We start from the raw sequence: 19,162 nt of genomic DNA, 5'->3' as shown, positions 1-19,162 counted from the left end.
TGCTGTTTAAACGACCTCGTCGATCGCCCGAAATGCCGGGACGACGAGTTGCCTTGTATATCTTTATCAACTTGATACTTGTCGAAGGTTTGCCCCCATGGCTAATCGCTCTCACGCGAAAAAGCAGTCCTCACTGCATCGTAAGCTTCGTCAGAGCCGACGGCATCTTCTCTTGCAAGCACTCGAACGTCGTGAGCTGCTAACTGCCGAAGTCCCCATGCCGGTGTGGGCACCCGGCACGCCAATGTCGGATGTGGACGATTACTACAGTCAGTTTGGCGGACCTGACGGTACCGATCCCATTCTGCAAGGTTCACGCTGGTCAAATCCCGTCGGCGGGCCCAGTCCCAATCAGGGCGATCCGGCGATCGTGACTTGGAGTATCGTGCCTGATGGAACGGAGACTTCGACTGGCGATGCAAGCGATCTAGTCGCCTTTTTGGACGGCATCTACGGGGATGGGGCGACGACGGTTGTCGAGGACAAGCCGTGGTTCCGCTTTATTGAACGCGCGTATCAAGATTGGTCGAATACCTCTGGCGTGTTCTTTGTCTATGAGCCAAATGATGATGGCGCGGACATGGACAACGCGGCTCGCGGTGTGGCCGGGGTGCGCGGAGACGTACGAGTTTCCGGGTCCCCGATTGACGGTAATTCGGGGATTCTCGCCTTTAATTTCTTCCCCAACAACGGAGGCAATTCGGGTACCGACGGCGACATGGTGATCGACACGTCGGATAATTTCTACGAAAATAACTCCGATGGCCCCGGTGGTGAAAACCGAGCTTTAGTCAACATCGCCGCCCACGAAGCGGGACACGGGATTGGCGTTGCACACTCGATTCCGATCAACGGCACAAAGTTGTTGGAGCCATTCATCAACTTGGGTTTCTTCGGGGTCCAAGAGGATGACATCATTAATGCCAATCGCCTCTACGGCGACCGTTATGAGTTGGAAGAGCAAAACACGGGCGTGATCGGCCTGGGGACGCTCGGCAACGGCACCCGTGGTGTTTTTGATTTGTCGATCGACGGTGCCACGGACGTGGATCTGTTTGAGTTCACGATCAACAGTCCGCGGATTTTGGGTGCTGTCGCCCAGCCGGTCGGTACTCAGTACGACGTTGGTCCCCAAGGCGGGTCACCATCCCCCTTTGATGCGCTTCGTCAAAGCAATCTTAATCTTCGCGTGCTCAATGAAGATGGCACGCTGATTGCCGAGCGCAGCACTGCCGGTTTGGGTGTTGCTGAGGTGCTTGAAGATTTGATTTTGCCGCAGGCGGGCACCTACTTGGTGGAAGTTTCCGGGATCGAAGATGCAACCCAGATGTATGAATTCCAGCTCTTGCTGGAAGGTTTCAACGATGTCGATCCAACCGAAACCGCACCACGTCTGATTAGCGTGAATCCCAACGCGGGTGAAATTTTCGATCTCGACGCCAATAACTTGTTGTTCGTCTCACCGACCGAATTGACTTTCCGTTTTGACGGCAGTCAGCGGTTGGATCCGGAGACACTCGAAGGCATTCGCATCACCCGCTCCGGTGGCGATGGAACCTTCGATGATGGCAACGAAGAGATCATCGATCCTGGCTTTTTGGGCTTTGGCGAGAGCGAGCGAATTGTTATCAGCCGGTTTGCCAATCCGCTCCCCGATGATCAATACAGGATTGAAATTTTTGGTTTCGATCTGCCCGGTTCTAATATCATTGGCTTGCGAAATATCGAAGGTCAATTGTTCCAACCTGAGGACATTAACGCCGATCGCGAGGAGATCCATTTTGAGATTGAGATCGGCGCTTTAGTTACCGCGGTCGTCCCCCAGCCGATTGAAGAAGTTGGCGGGGTGATGGTACAGCAGCGTAACCAAGTCCACGTTTACTTTAATGAGGATCCGCTCAGCGACCCGGCTAACGGTCCCGTCAGCACGGGTGCCGCCGGTGCTCCTTCAGTGGTCAATCGTGATTTCTACAAGCTGTTCTTCACCGCCGAGACGGTGGAGAATACCGACGACGCGGTTCTGTTGCCCGACAATGTTCTCTACGATCCGGCGATCAATCGCGCCGTGCTGACATTCCCCATGGACTTGTCAGACTGGGCACCCGTGGATGCGGTCGGCGGAGCTGGCACGTTGCGACTGCGGATTGGCAGCAGTGAACTGGTCCCCGCACCACCTTCTCAGCTGACGGTCGATGCGGATGAGTCGTTGGCGGCCAGTCCCGGTGACACGTTCGCCTCTGCCCGCTCGCTGGGCGCTTTGTTCGGCGGCTCTGGTCAGAGCGTGGTGATCGATAGCCATATCTCGCCAGTCAGCGGTTATCAGTTGCAGTGGCCCGGCGCTGGAGATGAGGCTGGTGTGCGTAACATTCGTCGCAACAGCCAATTGGTTGGTCGCGCCGATACGGAGCTGGGAATTTCCACGCTGTTTTACAACTTCAAGCAAGAGTACGGCGAAGATACCCAAGGCAACACACTCGACAACGCGATCACCGAGGCGCAACGCCAACGACTTCGCGAGGCACTTGATCTTTACGAGCAGTATCTTGGTGTTCGCTTTGTGGAGTCGGCTGATCGCGGCTTGCACATCGTGACGGGTGATATGCGGGCTGTTGAGATCACCGCCGAAGTGGAAGAAGGTGGTAACCTCAGTATCTACCGTAGCAGTGATCTCGATCCGGGCGTCGGTTTGCTGATTCTTGACGGTGCCGAAGATTGGCATGACGGTTTTGGACAAAGTCCAGATGATCGCCCCAGCTGGTTCCTGGAAGCCTTGCGCCAAGTCGGCTCATTGCTGGGCATCGGCGACCTGTTTGATCGTCCCGCCGGTACCGCGGCAGGCTCCGAGGATGAACTTAGTTTCGGTTTGTTGACTGAGCCGGACTTCCTCAGCCAGTCCGACATCACCTTGGGCCAACATCTATTTAGGCCCGAGAGTCGCGACATCGATTTGTATGAATTCAACGTGGCCGATTCGGGTCGTCTCTCGGCCGAGACTTTCGCGGAGCGGCTGAGCGATTCAAGTTTGCTCGATACCGCATTGACATTGTGGCGACGATTGCCGGGTGGTGGCGCAGATGATTATGAGCTGATTGCCCGCAATAATGATTTCTACAGCAATGACTCGTTCGTGGGCATTGACGTCGAGCCGGGTCAATATGTGATTGGCGTCTCGGCTGCCGGCAACGAAGCTTACAACCCTAAAATCGCAGACTCTGGTCTCGGTGGCTTCAGCCAAGGCCGATACCAACTTCGTTTGGTCTTCGAAGCGGCCGTGCAGAACACCATCGAAGATATTGACGGTACGCCGCTGGACGGTGACGCTGACGGAGTTGCCGGTGGCAATTACAACTTCTGGTTCCGCACCGCCGATGCTTACGACGGCTCCGTGCCGCTCAGCACGACCGTTCCCCCGGCTCAGCCGCGAACTTTGTTTGTCAGTAAACGGGGCGTCGACAGCACGACCACCGGTACCCTGGCAAATCCGCTGCGGACGGTCGATCAAGCGATGCGTTTTGCCTTCCCAGGTGACATCATCCGCTTGTTGCCTGACGCCGGTGATGACAATGACTTTGAAACGTTGGCTGATAACCGGGCATATGAAATCGGTCGCGGCGGCGTCGGCAACGCGGAACTGAGTGACGGCTTAAATCTGGAAGTCAAACGCGGTGTGACCGTGATGATTGACTCCGGTGCGATCCTGAAGATGCGGGCCTCGCAGATCTCGGTCGGATCGAACAGCGTCGATAGCGACCGTTCGCTCGGTGCGCTACAGGTCTTGGGCACGCCGATCATGGTCGACGGAGCTGGCGCAGCCGTGTTGGGCGCAGATGGCACTCCGCTATCGGGCAGGGTGATTTTCACTTCGTACGATGACCAACAAGTTGGTCTCGATACGAATCCGTTGCAGACCACGCCAAGTCCTGGACAATGGGGTGGCATCTCGTTCCGCAACGACGTCGATTATGCGCAAGGTCGGCCTGTTGCGGAGAGCGAAGGGATCTTCGTCAACTATGTTGGCCAGGCCGACATTCGTTTTGGTGGCGGGGCAGTCGGTGCGCGAGCCGTGACGCCCATCTCGATGAACGAATCGCGGCCGGCGATCAAGTACACCATCTTCCGAGACGGTGCGGATGCCGCCATCAGCGCCGATCCGAACAGCTTTGAAGAGACCAACTTCCATTCACCGCTGTTCCAGCAAGCCGTCGCATTCACCAGTGACTACGTGCGTGTCGGTCCCGATTTGGCTGGCTTGCAGTTCGACAATAATTCAATCAATGGCCTCTTCATTCGCATCGATACGCCCACCGCTGGGCAACTCGAGCCGATGTCGGTCAGCGGGCGATTTGATGATCGCGATGTCACGCACGTCCTCAGCCAGCAATTGATTTTGCAAGGTCAGCCGGGCGGGCCGCTGTTGGAGACCGAACTCCCTTCGGTGCTCTCTGTTACCGTTAATTCCGGAGCTCCCGCCGCCACCGATCCCACGCCCACCTTGGCTGCGGGAACATACGATTATCGCCTGACCTTCGTTGACATCGATGGTGGCGAGTCGCTCGCTTCCTTGCCGACGCGTGCGGCGACCGTGGCCGCTGGTCAAGTCATTCGCCTGGCCGCGATTCCGTCGGCACCCGGCGAGTTTGTGGGACGACGCCTGTATCGCCTCGATCCAGGCAGCGGTGACTATGTCTTCGTGACCCAGTTGAACAAGTCTCAGCAGACTTACACCGACACGGGGATGACCCGTGGCGGTATTCTCGATACGACGCAGACCGAGAAATTCCGCGCCCGCTTCGACGCTCGCTTGAGCATTGATCCCGGCGTGGTGATGAAGGTCCAGACTTCGCGAATCGAAGCCGCTTTCGGGGCCGATTTCTATGCCGAAGGTCTCGATGGTCGGTCGGTGATTTTCACCAGCCGCCAGGATGACCGCTACGGTGCCGGCGGCAACTTTGATACGAACAATGACGGCTCGCCCGATGACGGCGGCGATGCTCCCACGCCGGGCGACTGGGGTGGTTTGGTGATTGGCCAAGGTAGCTCGGCTAGCCTGGACTTTGCCTTGATCACGTTCGCCGGCGGAAACGCGCTGATCGAGGGTGGCTTCAGTAACTTCAACGCAATCGAAGTGCTGCAGGGCGATTTGCGGCTGGCCAACAGCACGCTGGAAAGCAATGCGGATGGTTTGGAAGCGGATCTGACCCGCGCCGGACGTGGCTTTAATGACGCGGCCACGTTGTTTATACGTGGGTCCCAGCCGGTGATCGTCGGCAACAGCTTCCGCGATAACGCCGGAGCGGCGATCAGCATCAATCCTGATTCGTTGAACTTTTACAACGTCACCGATCTCGGCCGTGGCACCGGCGGTATCGATCAGATGGTCGGTTTCTTTGATAATCAAGGCCCGCTGATCCGCGATAACCAGCTGTCGGACAATGGCATTAACGGGCTGAAGATCCGTCCCGAAGTGTTGACCACGGAAAGCGTTTGGGATGACACCGATATTGTTCACGTCGTTGCTGGAGATGTGATTGTTGTCGATCACCACTACGTCGGCGGATTGCGACTCGAAGCGAGCCCTGACGAAAGCTTAGTTGTCAAGTTTGATGACGGTGCGGGGCTGATCGCCACTGGTCGACCGCTGGATATTGAAGATCGAATTGGCGGCACCTTACAGATTGTCGGTCAGCCTGGCTTCCCAGTGATTTTAACATCCTTGTTGGACGATTCGGTCGGTGCTGGTTTCACCACTGATGGTCGTGCCCAAACTGACACCAACGGCGGTCGTGGCTTGCCGGCTCCTGGCGATTGGGACGGCATTCAGTTAGATGTGTTCGCCAATGATCGCAACGTTTCAGCGGTCTTGGAAAACGAACCCGCCCTGGCGACAGCTGCGGAATTCAATGCAATTCCCGGCACCGCGCAGTTCATCGGCGTGTTGGCAACCGAAGAGAAAGCGGGCGACGAAAACGAACGTCTTGGATTCACCGTCAACGGCACGTTGAGCGATCCTGGTGACCTCGATGTCTACAGCTTCCTGGCACAAGGTGGCACGGAAGTATGGGTCGATTTGGATCGCACCACGTATGCTTTGGATAGCGTTGTCGAACTGATCGACATGAACGGCAATGTGCTCGTGCTTTCGGACGATTCCTTCACGGAAGAGAGCAACACGGCGGCGATTTTCCGCGCGGCGGAAATTGGCGAACTCGCTCACTCGCTCAGCAAAACCGGTGTTGGGCATAGCGAATCTCCTAATCCGGGCGACGCTGGTTTCCGCGTCGTCCTGCCGGGCGCTCAAGGCGAGGACGCGTTGTATTTCATCCGCGTTCGCAGCAGCAACCTGGGCCCCAATGATCCGGCCAGCAACCTGCTCGATCCGAGTATGCTGCGGGAAGGGCGTTCGCAAGGCGCCTATCGTCTCGGCATTCGGCTCCGTGAAGTGGATGAAGTGGCCGGTTCTAAGGTCACCTTTGCCGACATTCGTTACGCAGTCAACGGGATCGACTTGGTTTCCGCGCCGTTGCATTCCCCCCTGGCTGGCGAAGCTGCGGAGCGATTGACTCTGGAAAATGGCGTCTTGGTCGACACCAACAATCGGCCCACCGGTCCGATTCAATTGGGCGACCCGCTCGGTAACCTGCTCAGCACGGACCGCGGCGTGATCAGCGTGACGGGCCGCATCGGCAATCAGTCGCTGTTACTCAATCCCGCCGAATTGCCGGAAGAGGATTTTGACGTTTATGCGTTCGAGGTGGTTTACGATTCGTTGGAAGACGAGATCTTCGAGCCTGATTCGCGGTTCGTCCCGGTTACCTTTGATATCGATTATGCCGACGGTTTGGGGCGCGTTAATACCTCGCTTGCCATCTACGATTCGGCAGGACGCCTGGTCCTTATTGGGCGCGACTCAAACATCGCCGATGATGTTGGCTCGCCCCTGCGAGGCAGCGATTCGACCAATTTGTCTGCCGGTTCTGCTGGCGTGTTGGACGCCTCGATTGGCCCCGTGGAATTGCCGGAAGGCTCGTATCGAGTTGTCGTGCACAGCGACATGACGATGCCGGAAACGTTCGACCAATTCACCAACCCGAATTCGTCCTTCCAAGACGTTCGCGTGCTGCCGATCAACTCGGTGCGGCAGATCGCTTCCGACCCGCTCGATGACCACTTGGTACCACCGCTGTTTCCACTGCCGAACGTGCAGTTCCTGGATTACCCAGCCGAGCAGGCCATTATCGAGCCGTTGTTCGATACCGACGCTTTGGTTCCCTACACGTTGGAAGATGTCAGCCTGTTTGTGGCCTTCCAAGGTGGTGTTGCCGGCGGACGCAACGTGCTGACCGTCTTCGATCCCTTCACGGGAACGTTCGAGCGCACGATCGGTGATGTTGCCTTACCGATCGCTGACCTTGATTTCCGCGGTGACGGCGAGCTGTATGCCTTTACCACTGGGCCGGCAGCTGGTGGTCGCGAGAATGCCAACACTGGTAATTATATCAACATCAGCACTCGCGATGCCTCAGTGATCAGCAATTCCGATGATGGAATTGAATTCCGACGTAATAACGCTAATGGAGATGGTACTGAAGCCGATCCGGGCGCCCAGTTAATCGTCAACGCGATGACCTATATTCGCTCTGACAGCAACATTACCGATGGCGACCGCGTCTTCGTGGTCGGTACTCGCGACAATGGCGGGCGTTTTGGCGAAGTCATCTGGAACCGCAACTTGATGTACGCCAATGTTGCCACCACGGGGGCCACGACGAATGCCGGCAGCACAGGTGCGCCAGACCGTGACTTCGGCAACGGTCCTTACATTGAGCCTTTCGGTCCCGCATCACAAAAGTTCGAACTCGGTGTAATCGACACTGGTAATCTTGGACTTGGCCCAGGGACCGGCGGTGATATCACCGGTTTAATCGCGGACCCGATTCGCCCCGGCATTTTCTACGGGGTCGATACCGTTGGGGGTGTTTATGAGATCGACTTGTTCGGCCCGACTCAGGTCGTCGACCTCAATGGTGCGATTCCTGGACCTTATTTCACGGTCCTTGACACCACGTTCATGGGACAGATTGCGCCTGATCCCCGTCATACACTCAACAATCTGAACTTCTCCGGACTTGCCCACGGTCCGCTGACCACGCAAGGTGGCGAGTATGCCAACACCTACTTCGCGACCACGTCCGATGGCTGGATGTACGCTTTCGAGCGACTCGATGTGGGACCAAACCCAGTGCCAATCAATTCGCACGTGTTTGCCAACGGCGAACGTGTCGTGCAAATGCGGTATGCGAATGGCGCTCCCGTGGGGCGTTCGCCCGTCGGCCTGACTTTTGGGACTTTGGAGCGGAATCCTTGGCATCAAACCGGCGATCGCAGCGGAAACGGCGGGCATGGCTTAGTCTCTCCTTATGACTCCAGCCGTCCCAACACGACGGGCGGAAGCAGCCTCTACTTCGGCTTCGAGCCCTCGGGTGACCCAGCTGAAAACGCGATTGAATTGGCTGAAGACGATCCACGTGGACAACTTGCTCCCGGTGGCGCCCACGGCTCGGCGCTGACGCAACCTTTCTCTTTAGAAGGCTTCAACGAGACAGACAAGCCGACGCTGTACTTCAGCTACTTCTTGGAAACCGAGGGCGTTGATTTCAGTCCTTCGCAAGCGATGCTGGACAGCTTCCGAGTGTATGCCAGTGGCGATGATGGCCAGTGGCAATTGCTGTCGACCAACAACAGCTATCGCGAAGCGGGTGATATCGACGAGTTTGACTATTTCGGCGCCACCGAGGTTCCGGTTCAAGAGCTGCATGACAACGTGGACAATTGGCGTCAAGCTCGCGTCGATATCTCGCCGTTCGCCGGGAACAAGGAAGTCCGCATCCGCTTTGACTATGCCACAGCTGGTGCGATGAACTTCTCAGGCTTCGGTTACCGCACCGAGATTTTGGCGGTGCCGGGCGAGGACTTGGCTGACGGCGATATTCTGCAGTTGCAAGATTCGCTCAATCCATTCGCGCCGCCGATCACCTTTGAAGTCGATTTGGGATATGTCATTGATGTGCCCTCCGGTGTTGAAATCAACATTGGGGACTCGTTTGACGTCACCTTTGGTGGAAATACGCAAACGGTGACCTTCATCAATGGCGTCACTAGCTTGGGGAATGCGGCGATCGATGCCAGCATGACCTCCAGCCAGGTCGCTGACGAGATTCTGGCGGCACTCGATCCAGCCATCAACGCGGTTCGCTTTGGTGCGGGTTCGGTCGGTCTGACTGCGGCCACGAATTTGGTCAACAACGCGGCCGGCTCGGGCGTGGTTGTTTCGGGCACGCGTGGTATCGATCCGACCTCCGATGTGCCGATCATTGTCGAAGGTAATTTGACTCGCAACCAAGTTGCCCAGCGGTTGCGTGAAGCGTTCGTTGCCGGCTTGGGGACTCCCAACGCCACCGTTGATAACTACGCGGTGTTTGCCGGTCGTGTTACCGTCCATCAATTCTTCGCCTTGGAATCTGGACCGTTCGGCGCAAACACTGACATGCCGGGTGACGAATTCGGTGCTTTCAACAGCCCCATCATCAACAGCATCAACACAGCCCCAGGATCCAATAATGAGGTTGAAGGGGTCTACCTAGACGACATCATCATCGGCTTTGCCGAGCGTGGTGAGATGGTGCTCGGTGCTCCCGCGTCGTTGAACTTCATCAGCAATCCCGAGTCGGATCCTCGCAGCGAACAACCGGAACGACCAAACGAGATTCTGACTGGGGCGTACAATCTCGAGATCCGCACCAGTGCGGAATTCGGCGTTCCCGATGACTCGGGCGCGCTATTGCTGAACGAAGATATCGGGCTGGGGCGTTCGTTTGATACCAACGATCGCCTGGGAAGTGCGGTCACCCTCATTGCTCAACCGGGCGGTGAGATTCGTGATGGTGACACGTTTGTGCTCTTTGATGGCACACGCCGCATGACGTTCGAGTTTGACTCGATCGCCACACCGGGCGTTGCGGAAGGGCGCGTTGCCGTACCGTTCGATCCACGCGTCGATCGGGCGACCGATGTGGCTCGTTCAATGCGAGATGCCATCAATAGCCCGCAGGTCCAGTTGGTGTTGGATATCCGCGCCAGCTCGGGTGATTCATTCGAAGTGGGTGAGACGACCAGCAACCGCGTTGAGCTGTTTGGGGAAGCGATTTTTGTTAACCCGACGGAAGGTCGTAACCTCAAGGTCAATTTGGTCGCCGAAGAGAACTTCCGCGATCGGGTGGCCGCCCAAACGATGCCACAAGTGCCTCAGCAGGGTGCTCCAGTGGAATATGTGCTGGAGGCAGATACTTTAGCTCGCGCCTACCCGACCAGATATTACGACGGAGCCACCGACACGTTGGTTGCCACGGGTAAGATCGGCGATCGCGCGACCAGTGGCACGGCTGGCGAGATTCTCGTTGATGATGATCCTCGCAATGACATCGACATCATCAAGATTCACTTGTTCGCCGGTAATGAGATCGACATCGATTTGGATGCGATCACCACCACTAAGGGTGCGCAACGTCTTACGCTGCCGTTGTTGCTGGTTAACGATCAGGACGGCAACCCGCTCGCTTTTTCACTCGATCCGGGAATGCCGACCACGGCACCTGGCGAGTCGGTGGGCGAGGCTTTCATTCGCTTCACGGCCCCCAACGATGGTTACTACTTCATCTCAGTGCTGACGCAGGATGATCCGCTCACGGGTCTTCCCGCCACGTTTGGTGATTACCAACTGAATGTCCGGCCGGCGTCCGATCGCAACGATGTGTTGTATGTCGACTATCACTTTGACCATGGAGACCAGAACCGTTTCCGTGAGCAAGGTCAAATTGTCATCGACTCGAACTTCATCTCCGATTCATCGCAGTGGGCCGTTCGAGCGACAGCCAGTCCGCGGAACCGCACTGATATCTCGGATCTCTCCGGCACCGAATTGCCCAAGCCGGGGGTTGCTCGGCTGCTGCGTAATCAGAACACCAGTCGGCTGCTGCCCGGCTCGGTGATCAGCAACAACGTGATCGTCGGTGCTGGGAGTGGCGGCATTCTGTTCTCGGGTGATGCTTCACCCAACGGCCAGATGCCTGGTCCTGTTCCTTTCGGCCGAATTGTGAACAACACGGTTGTTGGTAGTCCCGCAGCCGGCGATATCGGTATCGATGTCGGTGCAAACGCCAGTCCGACGGTGATTAACAATGTGATGTCAGGCTTTGACACGGGGCTGCGAGTGAACGCTTCGGCCGCCAGTTTGACGACCATTGTGGGCGGAAATATCTTCCGTGATAACAACAATGCTTCCAATTTCCCGCTGGGTAACTCATCCTTTAACTTGGACCTGCCCACCTTCCCGAATAAGGCGTTGTTCAGCGATCCGAACAACCGCATCTTTATTCCGGCTGACGGGTCTTTGGCGATCGACAGTTCGTTCGCAGAAGTGTCCGATCGTCAAGCTTTCTTCAACACGGTCAAACAGCCTTCGGGGATTGGTATCTCGCCAATCATTGCTCCTGAGATCGATGCCTACGGTCAACCACGCGTCGATGATCCCTTTGTGCAAACTCCAGCCGGTGTTGGTTCCGACGTCTTCATTGACCGTGGTGCTCTTGATCGCGCCGACTTTGCCGGTCCGGTCGCATCGATCGCGGTGCCAGTCGACTTTGTCGCTGGCCAGGGCGAAATGATGATCGACGGGGATATCGATGGTACCCCCACGTTCTTAACGCTACCGACTGGTGTGTTGGAGTTCTTTGAGATCCAATTGCTCGAGCCGATGGGCTCCGGGCCGAACGCGGCGACCGTGATCAGCCAATCGGTTGTGCTGACCGAGAATGGCCGGCGAATGGTTGAAGGGATTGATTACAACTTTGGCTACAGTGCGGCCAGCAACACCATCCGCTTGACACCCCTATCGGGTATCTGGCGACCAGATGCCGCTTATGAGATCACCCTCAACAACCGTGATCGGTTGGTGATCCAAGCACCTAGCGGCGACGGTGTCAACGACGGTGATCAAATTGTTGTTACGGATGCTAACGGAACGCGTGGATTCTTCGAGGTCGAAACGGGATACGTCTTAAGCGTGCCACAAACGTTGACGTTGGTGGTGCCCGCCGGTGAAGGTGGGGCTGGCGGTTTCCGTGATGGCGATCAATTCGTGATCCGCGCACCGGATGGAACCAGCGAGACGTTTGAATTGAATGTGTTCGGCGATATCAGCGGCGGTGTCACTGAAGTTCCTGTCGCACCTGGTTCGACGGCTGAGCAGATTCGCAACGCGATTTTGGGCGTTTTGCTCGCGCGTCAAGCGGACCTGGATATTGCTCCCGCGCCAATTGGTCGCAACCAGATTCATTTGGGTACGATCGGAGGCCACTTTGTCGACACGCTGACATCGCCATTGGCGGCAATCGGCGTGAACGCTGGCATCGTCGATGGTGACTATCTGACTTACCGAAGCGGCACCACCGAGCTCAAGTTCGAGTTTAACCTCGACACCGATGCCGACACCCAGCCGGACACCAACGTTGTCATTCCGTTCTCACGTTCGGACACCCACCTGCAATTGGCCGAGAAATTAGCAGCCGCCTTCCGCGACGCTGATTTCCGCCTCAATGACCCGCGGGCGTTGGGTGATGGTCGCGTGCATCTGGGAGGTTTGGTCGGCGATTTGCTCGACACCTCGATGTCAGCGGCCAGCCAGCAAGGTGTGCCGGGTGTTACCGACTCGTTGACTCTCGCTGTCGAAACCGACTGGACCGGGTTCAACGAAGGGGATCAATTTGCAATCAGCGTCAATGGCGCTACGACGATCTTCGAGTTGGGATTTGATCGTGATGTTGCTCCCGGAGCCGAGCCGATTCGTTTGGCGGTTGACGACGACATCGATGCGATTGTTGGTAAGGTGATCGGATCGATCATCAACGCCAACTTGGGTCTGACGCCCACCGACGAAGGCGACGGCGTGATCCGTTTGAATGAATCGTTTGGCGTCGAACTGGACCTTTTAGGCTTTGCGGGTGCTGCCACTCCGGCCCTGACCTCCGACGGTGTACCAGCCGGTGCCGTACCAGTGCCGATTATTCCTTCGCCGTCGCTGTCGCCCGATGGGGTGGCCGCGCAGATTGTGGGAGCGATCCGTCGCACTCCGCTGGTTAGTCAAGTCTTCACTCCCGGTGGCGGCTCGATTTGGTTTGCCGATACCGCCGAGATCGTCGGCATCGATGTCTTGTCGGTGGATGCGATCCGCGACCTGGCCGGAAATCGCTTGCAACCCAACCGGGCCAGCGAAGAGACTCAGTTCACCATCTTGATGCCCAACGTGGAGCTTGATTTTGGTGACGCACCGGCCAGCTATGACACGTTGAGTGCTGATAACGGAGCTCGCAACACACTCGGCAATCGCAGCTTACCCCGGCTTGGCCGGTTGATTGACTCCGAGCCAGATGGTCAACCGGCCAGCGATGACAACTTGGGCGATCTGGTTGTCAACAGTGGCGGAGGCGCGGGAGCGATTGGCGCCGTGACTCCGTCCGCCACGTTGGCGAACGCCTTCGTGACGGCGATTGGCATGCCCACCGCTTCGGACGAAGGGGCCCAGCTGATTTTGCAAACGGCTGGCCAGTTCTTCGTTTACGAATTGGACTCGGATGGAACCCTTGCGGATCCGAGCTTCATCCCAGTTCTACTCACCCCCGGCATGTCGGCCGAAGACTTGGCCTCCGCGTTGGCCACTTCGATCAACACCACGACCAGTCTGGCGGCGGCCCGTGCTCAGGGTACCGATCTGCTCGTCTACGGTGGCGATGAAGATGGTGTCCCCGTGGGGAACTTCCAGGCGAATGCGGGAGTCGCCAGCATCAGCGGCATGTTCTTCGATGATCAAGGTGGATTCTTGAGCTTCCTCAACCCGCTCGACTCGGCCGTGGAAGCGATGGTGATCACCACCGGTGGCGGCTTGCTCGATGCTTGGATTGACTTTAACCAAGACGGCACATTCGATCCGGGGACGGAACAAGTTCTGTTCAGCCAACCGGTCCTCGACGGTCGCAACCGCATTTTGATTGACACACCGGCAGACGCGGTCGAAGGATTGACATGGGCTCGTTTCCGTCTCTCGCGAACGGGTAGCCAGTCTCCTAGCGGCGTCGCAATCAGCGGTGAGGTCGAAGACTATCAGGTTCGCGTGGCCGCCGTGCAGCCACCCGAGCTAAATGATGATGTCTATGTGATTGATGAGGACAACACGCTGACCGTGACTGGCATCGCCAGCAACGTTTTGGCTAATGACCAAATTGTCTCGCTAGATCCCACCAGCATCACGGTGCTGTTGGAAGACGAGCCTTTGTTTGGCACCTTGACCCTCAATCCAAACGGTGACTTCGAATTCATTCCCGACGGTAACTACTACGGCGATGATTCGTTTACCTATCGCTTGTTTGGATTGGCTGAACTCGTACCTGGAAATCCGGCCGCCGGTTTGTTGCCGGTGCGATCGAGTGAGCTTGGCACCGTTTCGATCACGGTCAATCCGATCAACGACGAACCGCGTGCGGTTGATAAGTCAGGCTTTGTGCTGGAAGACCTCACTGCCGGCCTGACCTTTACGGCAGCCGAATTGTTGGTCGATGCTCTGCCGGCCGATTTGCAAGTTGCCACCGAGCCGCCATGGGATGAGTCGGATCAATCGTTGCGAATTACGGCGATTGGCAATGGTGTCGACTCCGTCTCGGCCCCCACGGGCGTCGGCGCGGAAACGAATTCGGTGGTGACCGCGCAGGGGATCACCGTCTTGGCAAACTTCATGGACGGGGCGTTGGTCGATGTGACCTACTTCCCAGCAAACCATTACAACGAGGAGAATCCGCTCGACCCGGCGGCTCCGCTGCCATCGCTCGACCATTTCACGTTCACCGTCACCGATGATGGACGCACGGTTTACTTGGATGGTTCGGAGATTCCCGCGTTGCCCGAGGAATCGGCGACAGCCACCGTGACCATCACGGTTGGCCCGGTGAATGATCCGCCCGAGTTCGACTTCGTGAATGAACACATCGTGGCCGAAGATAGTGGCTTTGTGATGATGGTCGCGGCGGATAACTTGCTGCCCGGTCCTGATGTGGCTTTGGACGAAGCGGGGCAGACGGTCAGCTTCACGTTAACCCCCGATCCGGCTAACCGCACGGGCTTATTCAGCACGCCACCGACGATTGACATCAACGGGATGCTCAGCTTCCAACCGGCACCGAACCAAGTTGGCACCGTGGTTTACACGGTCGTCGCCATGGATGATGGTCCGAACGATCCGACGATTGGAGATGATCCGGAAGCGGATCCGGTACAGCTGACCATCACGATCACGCCAGTCAATGACGCGCCCGAATTCACCGGTGCCGCTGAGTTGGATGTGCTCGAGGACAACGGCCCGTTTGCGGCGCAATACGCTTCTGACGTGCGACCTGGGCCGGTTAATGCGACCGACGAAACGGGACAGAACCTCGTGTTCCAGGTCACCGCCGACCCGGCAAACCCAGCGGGCCTGATTGTGGGCCTCCCCACGATCGATGCGACGGGATTGATGCGCTTCACCAGCGGCGTCGATGCAGTCGGCTCGGCTCGCTTTTTCGTGACCTTGATCGATGACGGAGGAACGAATAACCCCGGTGATATCGATACGTCGCCGGCTCAGACCGTGACCCTGAATGTGCGGCCGGTTAACGATTCCCCCCGTTTGTTGGCTACTGATCCAGTGCGTTACAACGTGCTGGAAGACAACGTTTTGGTGATTCCGGTGAATGGCGGGGCCGGCAGTCTGCTGGATCAATTCAGCGTAGGCCCCGCGAATGAAGCTGACGGAACGCTCGGTGGCAATCAAGAGCTGTCGTTCGTGGACTTTGGCACCCGCCGCACCGACCACGGCATGGTCGAAACCATTACTGACGCAAATGGGGTGGTGGTCGAATTACGCTACTATCCTGATGAGAACTACAACAGCGGATCAACTCTGGCCGTTGGCGATCGCATTCTCTTTACGGTGGCGGATGACGGCACAACTTGGAGTTTGGCCGACGATGGTCTAAACCCAGATCCGTTGACCGCCGACTACGAAATTGAAGTTGTCATTGAGCCGGTTAACGACCGACCCAGTTTCGCGCCGCTAACCCGTAACATTCGTCGACTCGAAGATGTCGGCAGCGTGGTGATTCCAGGTTGGGCGTCGAACATCACGGTGGGGCCACCCACTGCTGGGGATGAGACGAATCCAGTGACTGGGCAAACGTTGTTCTTCGACGTGCAGCCTGCTCCAGGGTTCACGCAAGCTCAAATGAACAGCCTGTTTTCGCAACCGCCGGTTGTCTCCAATGAAGGTACTCTTTCCTTCACCTCAGCACCCGATGCCGTGGGTACCGTGGTGGTCTTGGTAACCGCCGTTGACTCGGGTGCCAACGATCCATTGCGAGGTGATAACCGCTTCTCGACTCCGGCCACGGTGACTTTGACATTGGCTCCGGTCAATGATGCACCGATCGCGAATCCGGAGTTTGTGGAATATGAGTTGGATGAGGATAACGCACTCGTCATTCCGTTGACGAATGCCGACGGCACGGGGTTGTACGACATCTTCACCGTTGGGCCCGCCAACGAAGGTCCAGGTGTCACACCCGGTGGTAATCAAACCTTCGCGACGGACGCGACGTTGTATCCCCAAACCACCGTTGGTGGTGGGCGAATCGAGCCAGTGCTAAATGGTGCGGGTCAACTCTCAGGCTTGCGTTACATCCCGGCTCTGGACTTTAACGGTACCGACACGTTCGTATACGGCGTTCGTGATAACGGTCAGACGTTCAATTTGAATAGCGGGCAATTGGTCAACGCATTCGCGGAAACGTTTGCCACTGTTTCGCTGACCGTCAACGCCGTCAACGACCGACCTCAATTCGCCGGTGGCGTCAGTGTCAATGTCAGTGAGGATGCCGGTAGCGACGATCCCGCATTGCCCGCCGCCGATGTTGGGTTGTCGATCATTGAAGATTGGGCAACCAACATTTTTGCTGGCCCTCCCACGGCACTCGACGAAGTCACTCAACCGCTTTCCTTCGAGATCACCTACGTCTCGGGAGCGGATCCAAGTGTATTGTTCTCCGAATTCCCCAGCGTCGATCCGGCGACCGGCGAATTGCGGTTCCGTACGAACCCGGATGCCAATGGCCAAGTCCAGTTTGAGGTGGTCTTGGTTGATGAAGGCCCGGAAGGATTCGTGGATAATGATCCCAACCGACCAGAGCACCAGAACCGCTCGGTGGCTCGACAGTTTGCGATCAGCGTGGAGGCGGTCAACGACGCACCTGTCTTCACCCCTGGCGGATTGATCGGACCGATTGACGAAGATAGCGGTCCCTTCAACTTAGTTTGGGCGACCAACATTTCGCCAGGACCAGCGGACGAAGTGGCCGCCGGACAAGCCGTGTTGTTCGACGTCCAGTTGTCGGTCGAGGATCAAGCTAAATTCTCCGTCCAGCCAACGATCTCCGACGGCGGTTTGTTGCGATTTACCCTGGCTGACAACGCCAACGGGATTGTTGTGGCGAACGTTGTGGCACGCGATACTGCGGGGGCGATTGCCTCGCCTCCGGCCACGTTGACCATCGATATCACGGCCATCAACGATCGTCCGATCGCGGTGGAAGATGCGATTGAAAGCAATGAGGATGCATTGCTGTCAATCCCCGCCGGCGATCTGCTGATTAATGATATTGACTTTGACTTGCCAAACGATTCGCTTTCCATCTTGGAAGTCAGCGGCCCAAGTTTGCAGGGTGCCGACGTCCGGCTTTCCGAAGATGGCAGCACCGTGATCTACGACCCGAGTGTTTCTGCGGCCATTCAGGCCTTGCGGCCTGGTGAGACCGCCAACGATATCTTCACGTATCGCATCGTCGACCTGGAGGGCGCTGCCAGTGAACCGGCTACCGTCACGATCACCCTCGCGGGTGTCAATGACGCTCCGCTGGCTGCCAACGACGCTCCCTCAATCAACAGCGTCGGATCGACCACGTTTGCTCCGCTGCTGAACGACATTGATGTCGATGGCGAGATCATCCCTGGCACCTTGCTGGTGACGTTGCAACCGGCGTTCGGTTCGTTGACCGTGGCCGCCAACGGCCTGATGACCTACACACCGTTCGCCAGCTTTAACGGTTCGGATACGATTCGCTACGTGGTTCGTGATGATAACAACGCGGTCAGCAATCAAGCTGAGATTACCATCTCGGTGAATGATGCTCCGCTGGCCGTCAATGACTTTGTGCTCGGTTATCGCAACGAAGCAGTCACTTTCGCACCATTGGCAAATGATGTTGATCCAACTGGTCAGCTCGATATCTCTTCGATTGAGGTGTTGGTGCAGCCCACCAGTGGTTCAGTGATCATCAACGACGATGGTACCCTCACTTACTCGCCTGATCCCGGCAGCTTTGGTCTCGATAGATTGATGTACCGAGTCTCCGATCTTGAAGGTACACCGAGCAACGTCGCCGAAGTGCAAATTAACGTCGTGCCCAGCCGGTTGCAAAACCCCAATATGGCGCTCGACGTTAATGACTCCGGACAGGTTTCTCCGATTGATGCCCTGCTGATTATCAATCACTTGAATCGTGGTGGGGAGACCGATATTGAATCATTGATTCCCGGGCCACCTTACTTGGATGTCGATGGCAACGGTCGAGTCGCTCCCATTGATGCCTTGCAGATTATCAACTTCTTAAACCGTAATCCGCAGTCGGGTGGAGAAGGCGAAGGCCCCGCATTGGGCGGGCCGTTAACCGACTCTGGCGTTCTGTGGGCCGGCTTGCAGGGAAGTGGATTGTCTGGCGAAGGTGACTCGACGATCGAGTACGCCGAAGCCACTTACGGTCCCCTGCTCAGTAGCAAGTCTCAGGCTGCTGACGCAGAATCGTCTCTCTGGGATCTCAGCGACGACGAGGACGACGAGACCTTGAACCAGCTGATCGACCAATTGGCCTCTCCGGAAGCAGCTTCCGAAGACGTATTGGACGCGCTCTGGACGAGTTTCGAGGACCAGCAATAGGCGTCAAGTAACGCACGAACGATTCCCGCCGGGACAGCA

Annotated in this window: 1 protein-coding gene; it reads left to right on the top strand. The window is 57.1% G+C overall.

The window, feature by feature from the left end; translation table 11 throughout:
* Nucleotides 1-97: 97 nt before the first annotated feature.
* Nucleotides 98-19,123 carry a cadherin-like domain-containing protein gene (locus SH139x_RS14755; RefSeq protein WP_488355956.1) on the top strand — a complete coding sequence of 6,342 codons (19,026 nt, stop codon included), beginning with the start codon at nt 98-100 and terminating at the stop codon, nt 19,121-19,123.
* Nucleotides 19,124-19,162: the final 39 nt, after the last annotated feature.

Source organism: Kothea flammea (assembly GCF_052161645.1).
In the GTDB taxonomy this organism is placed as follows: domain Bacteria; phylum Planctomycetota; class Planctomycetia; order Pirellulales; family Pirellulaceae; genus Laterigemmans.
Note: the sequence above shows the minus strand (reverse complement) of the source record. Positions and strands in the feature narration are given on the sequence as shown.

Coding starts and splice junctions, on each gene's coding strand:
- SH139x_RS14755 (WP_488355956.1), top strand. CDS start 98: ATGGCTAATCGCTCTCACGCGAAAAAGCAGTCCTCACTGCATCGTAAG.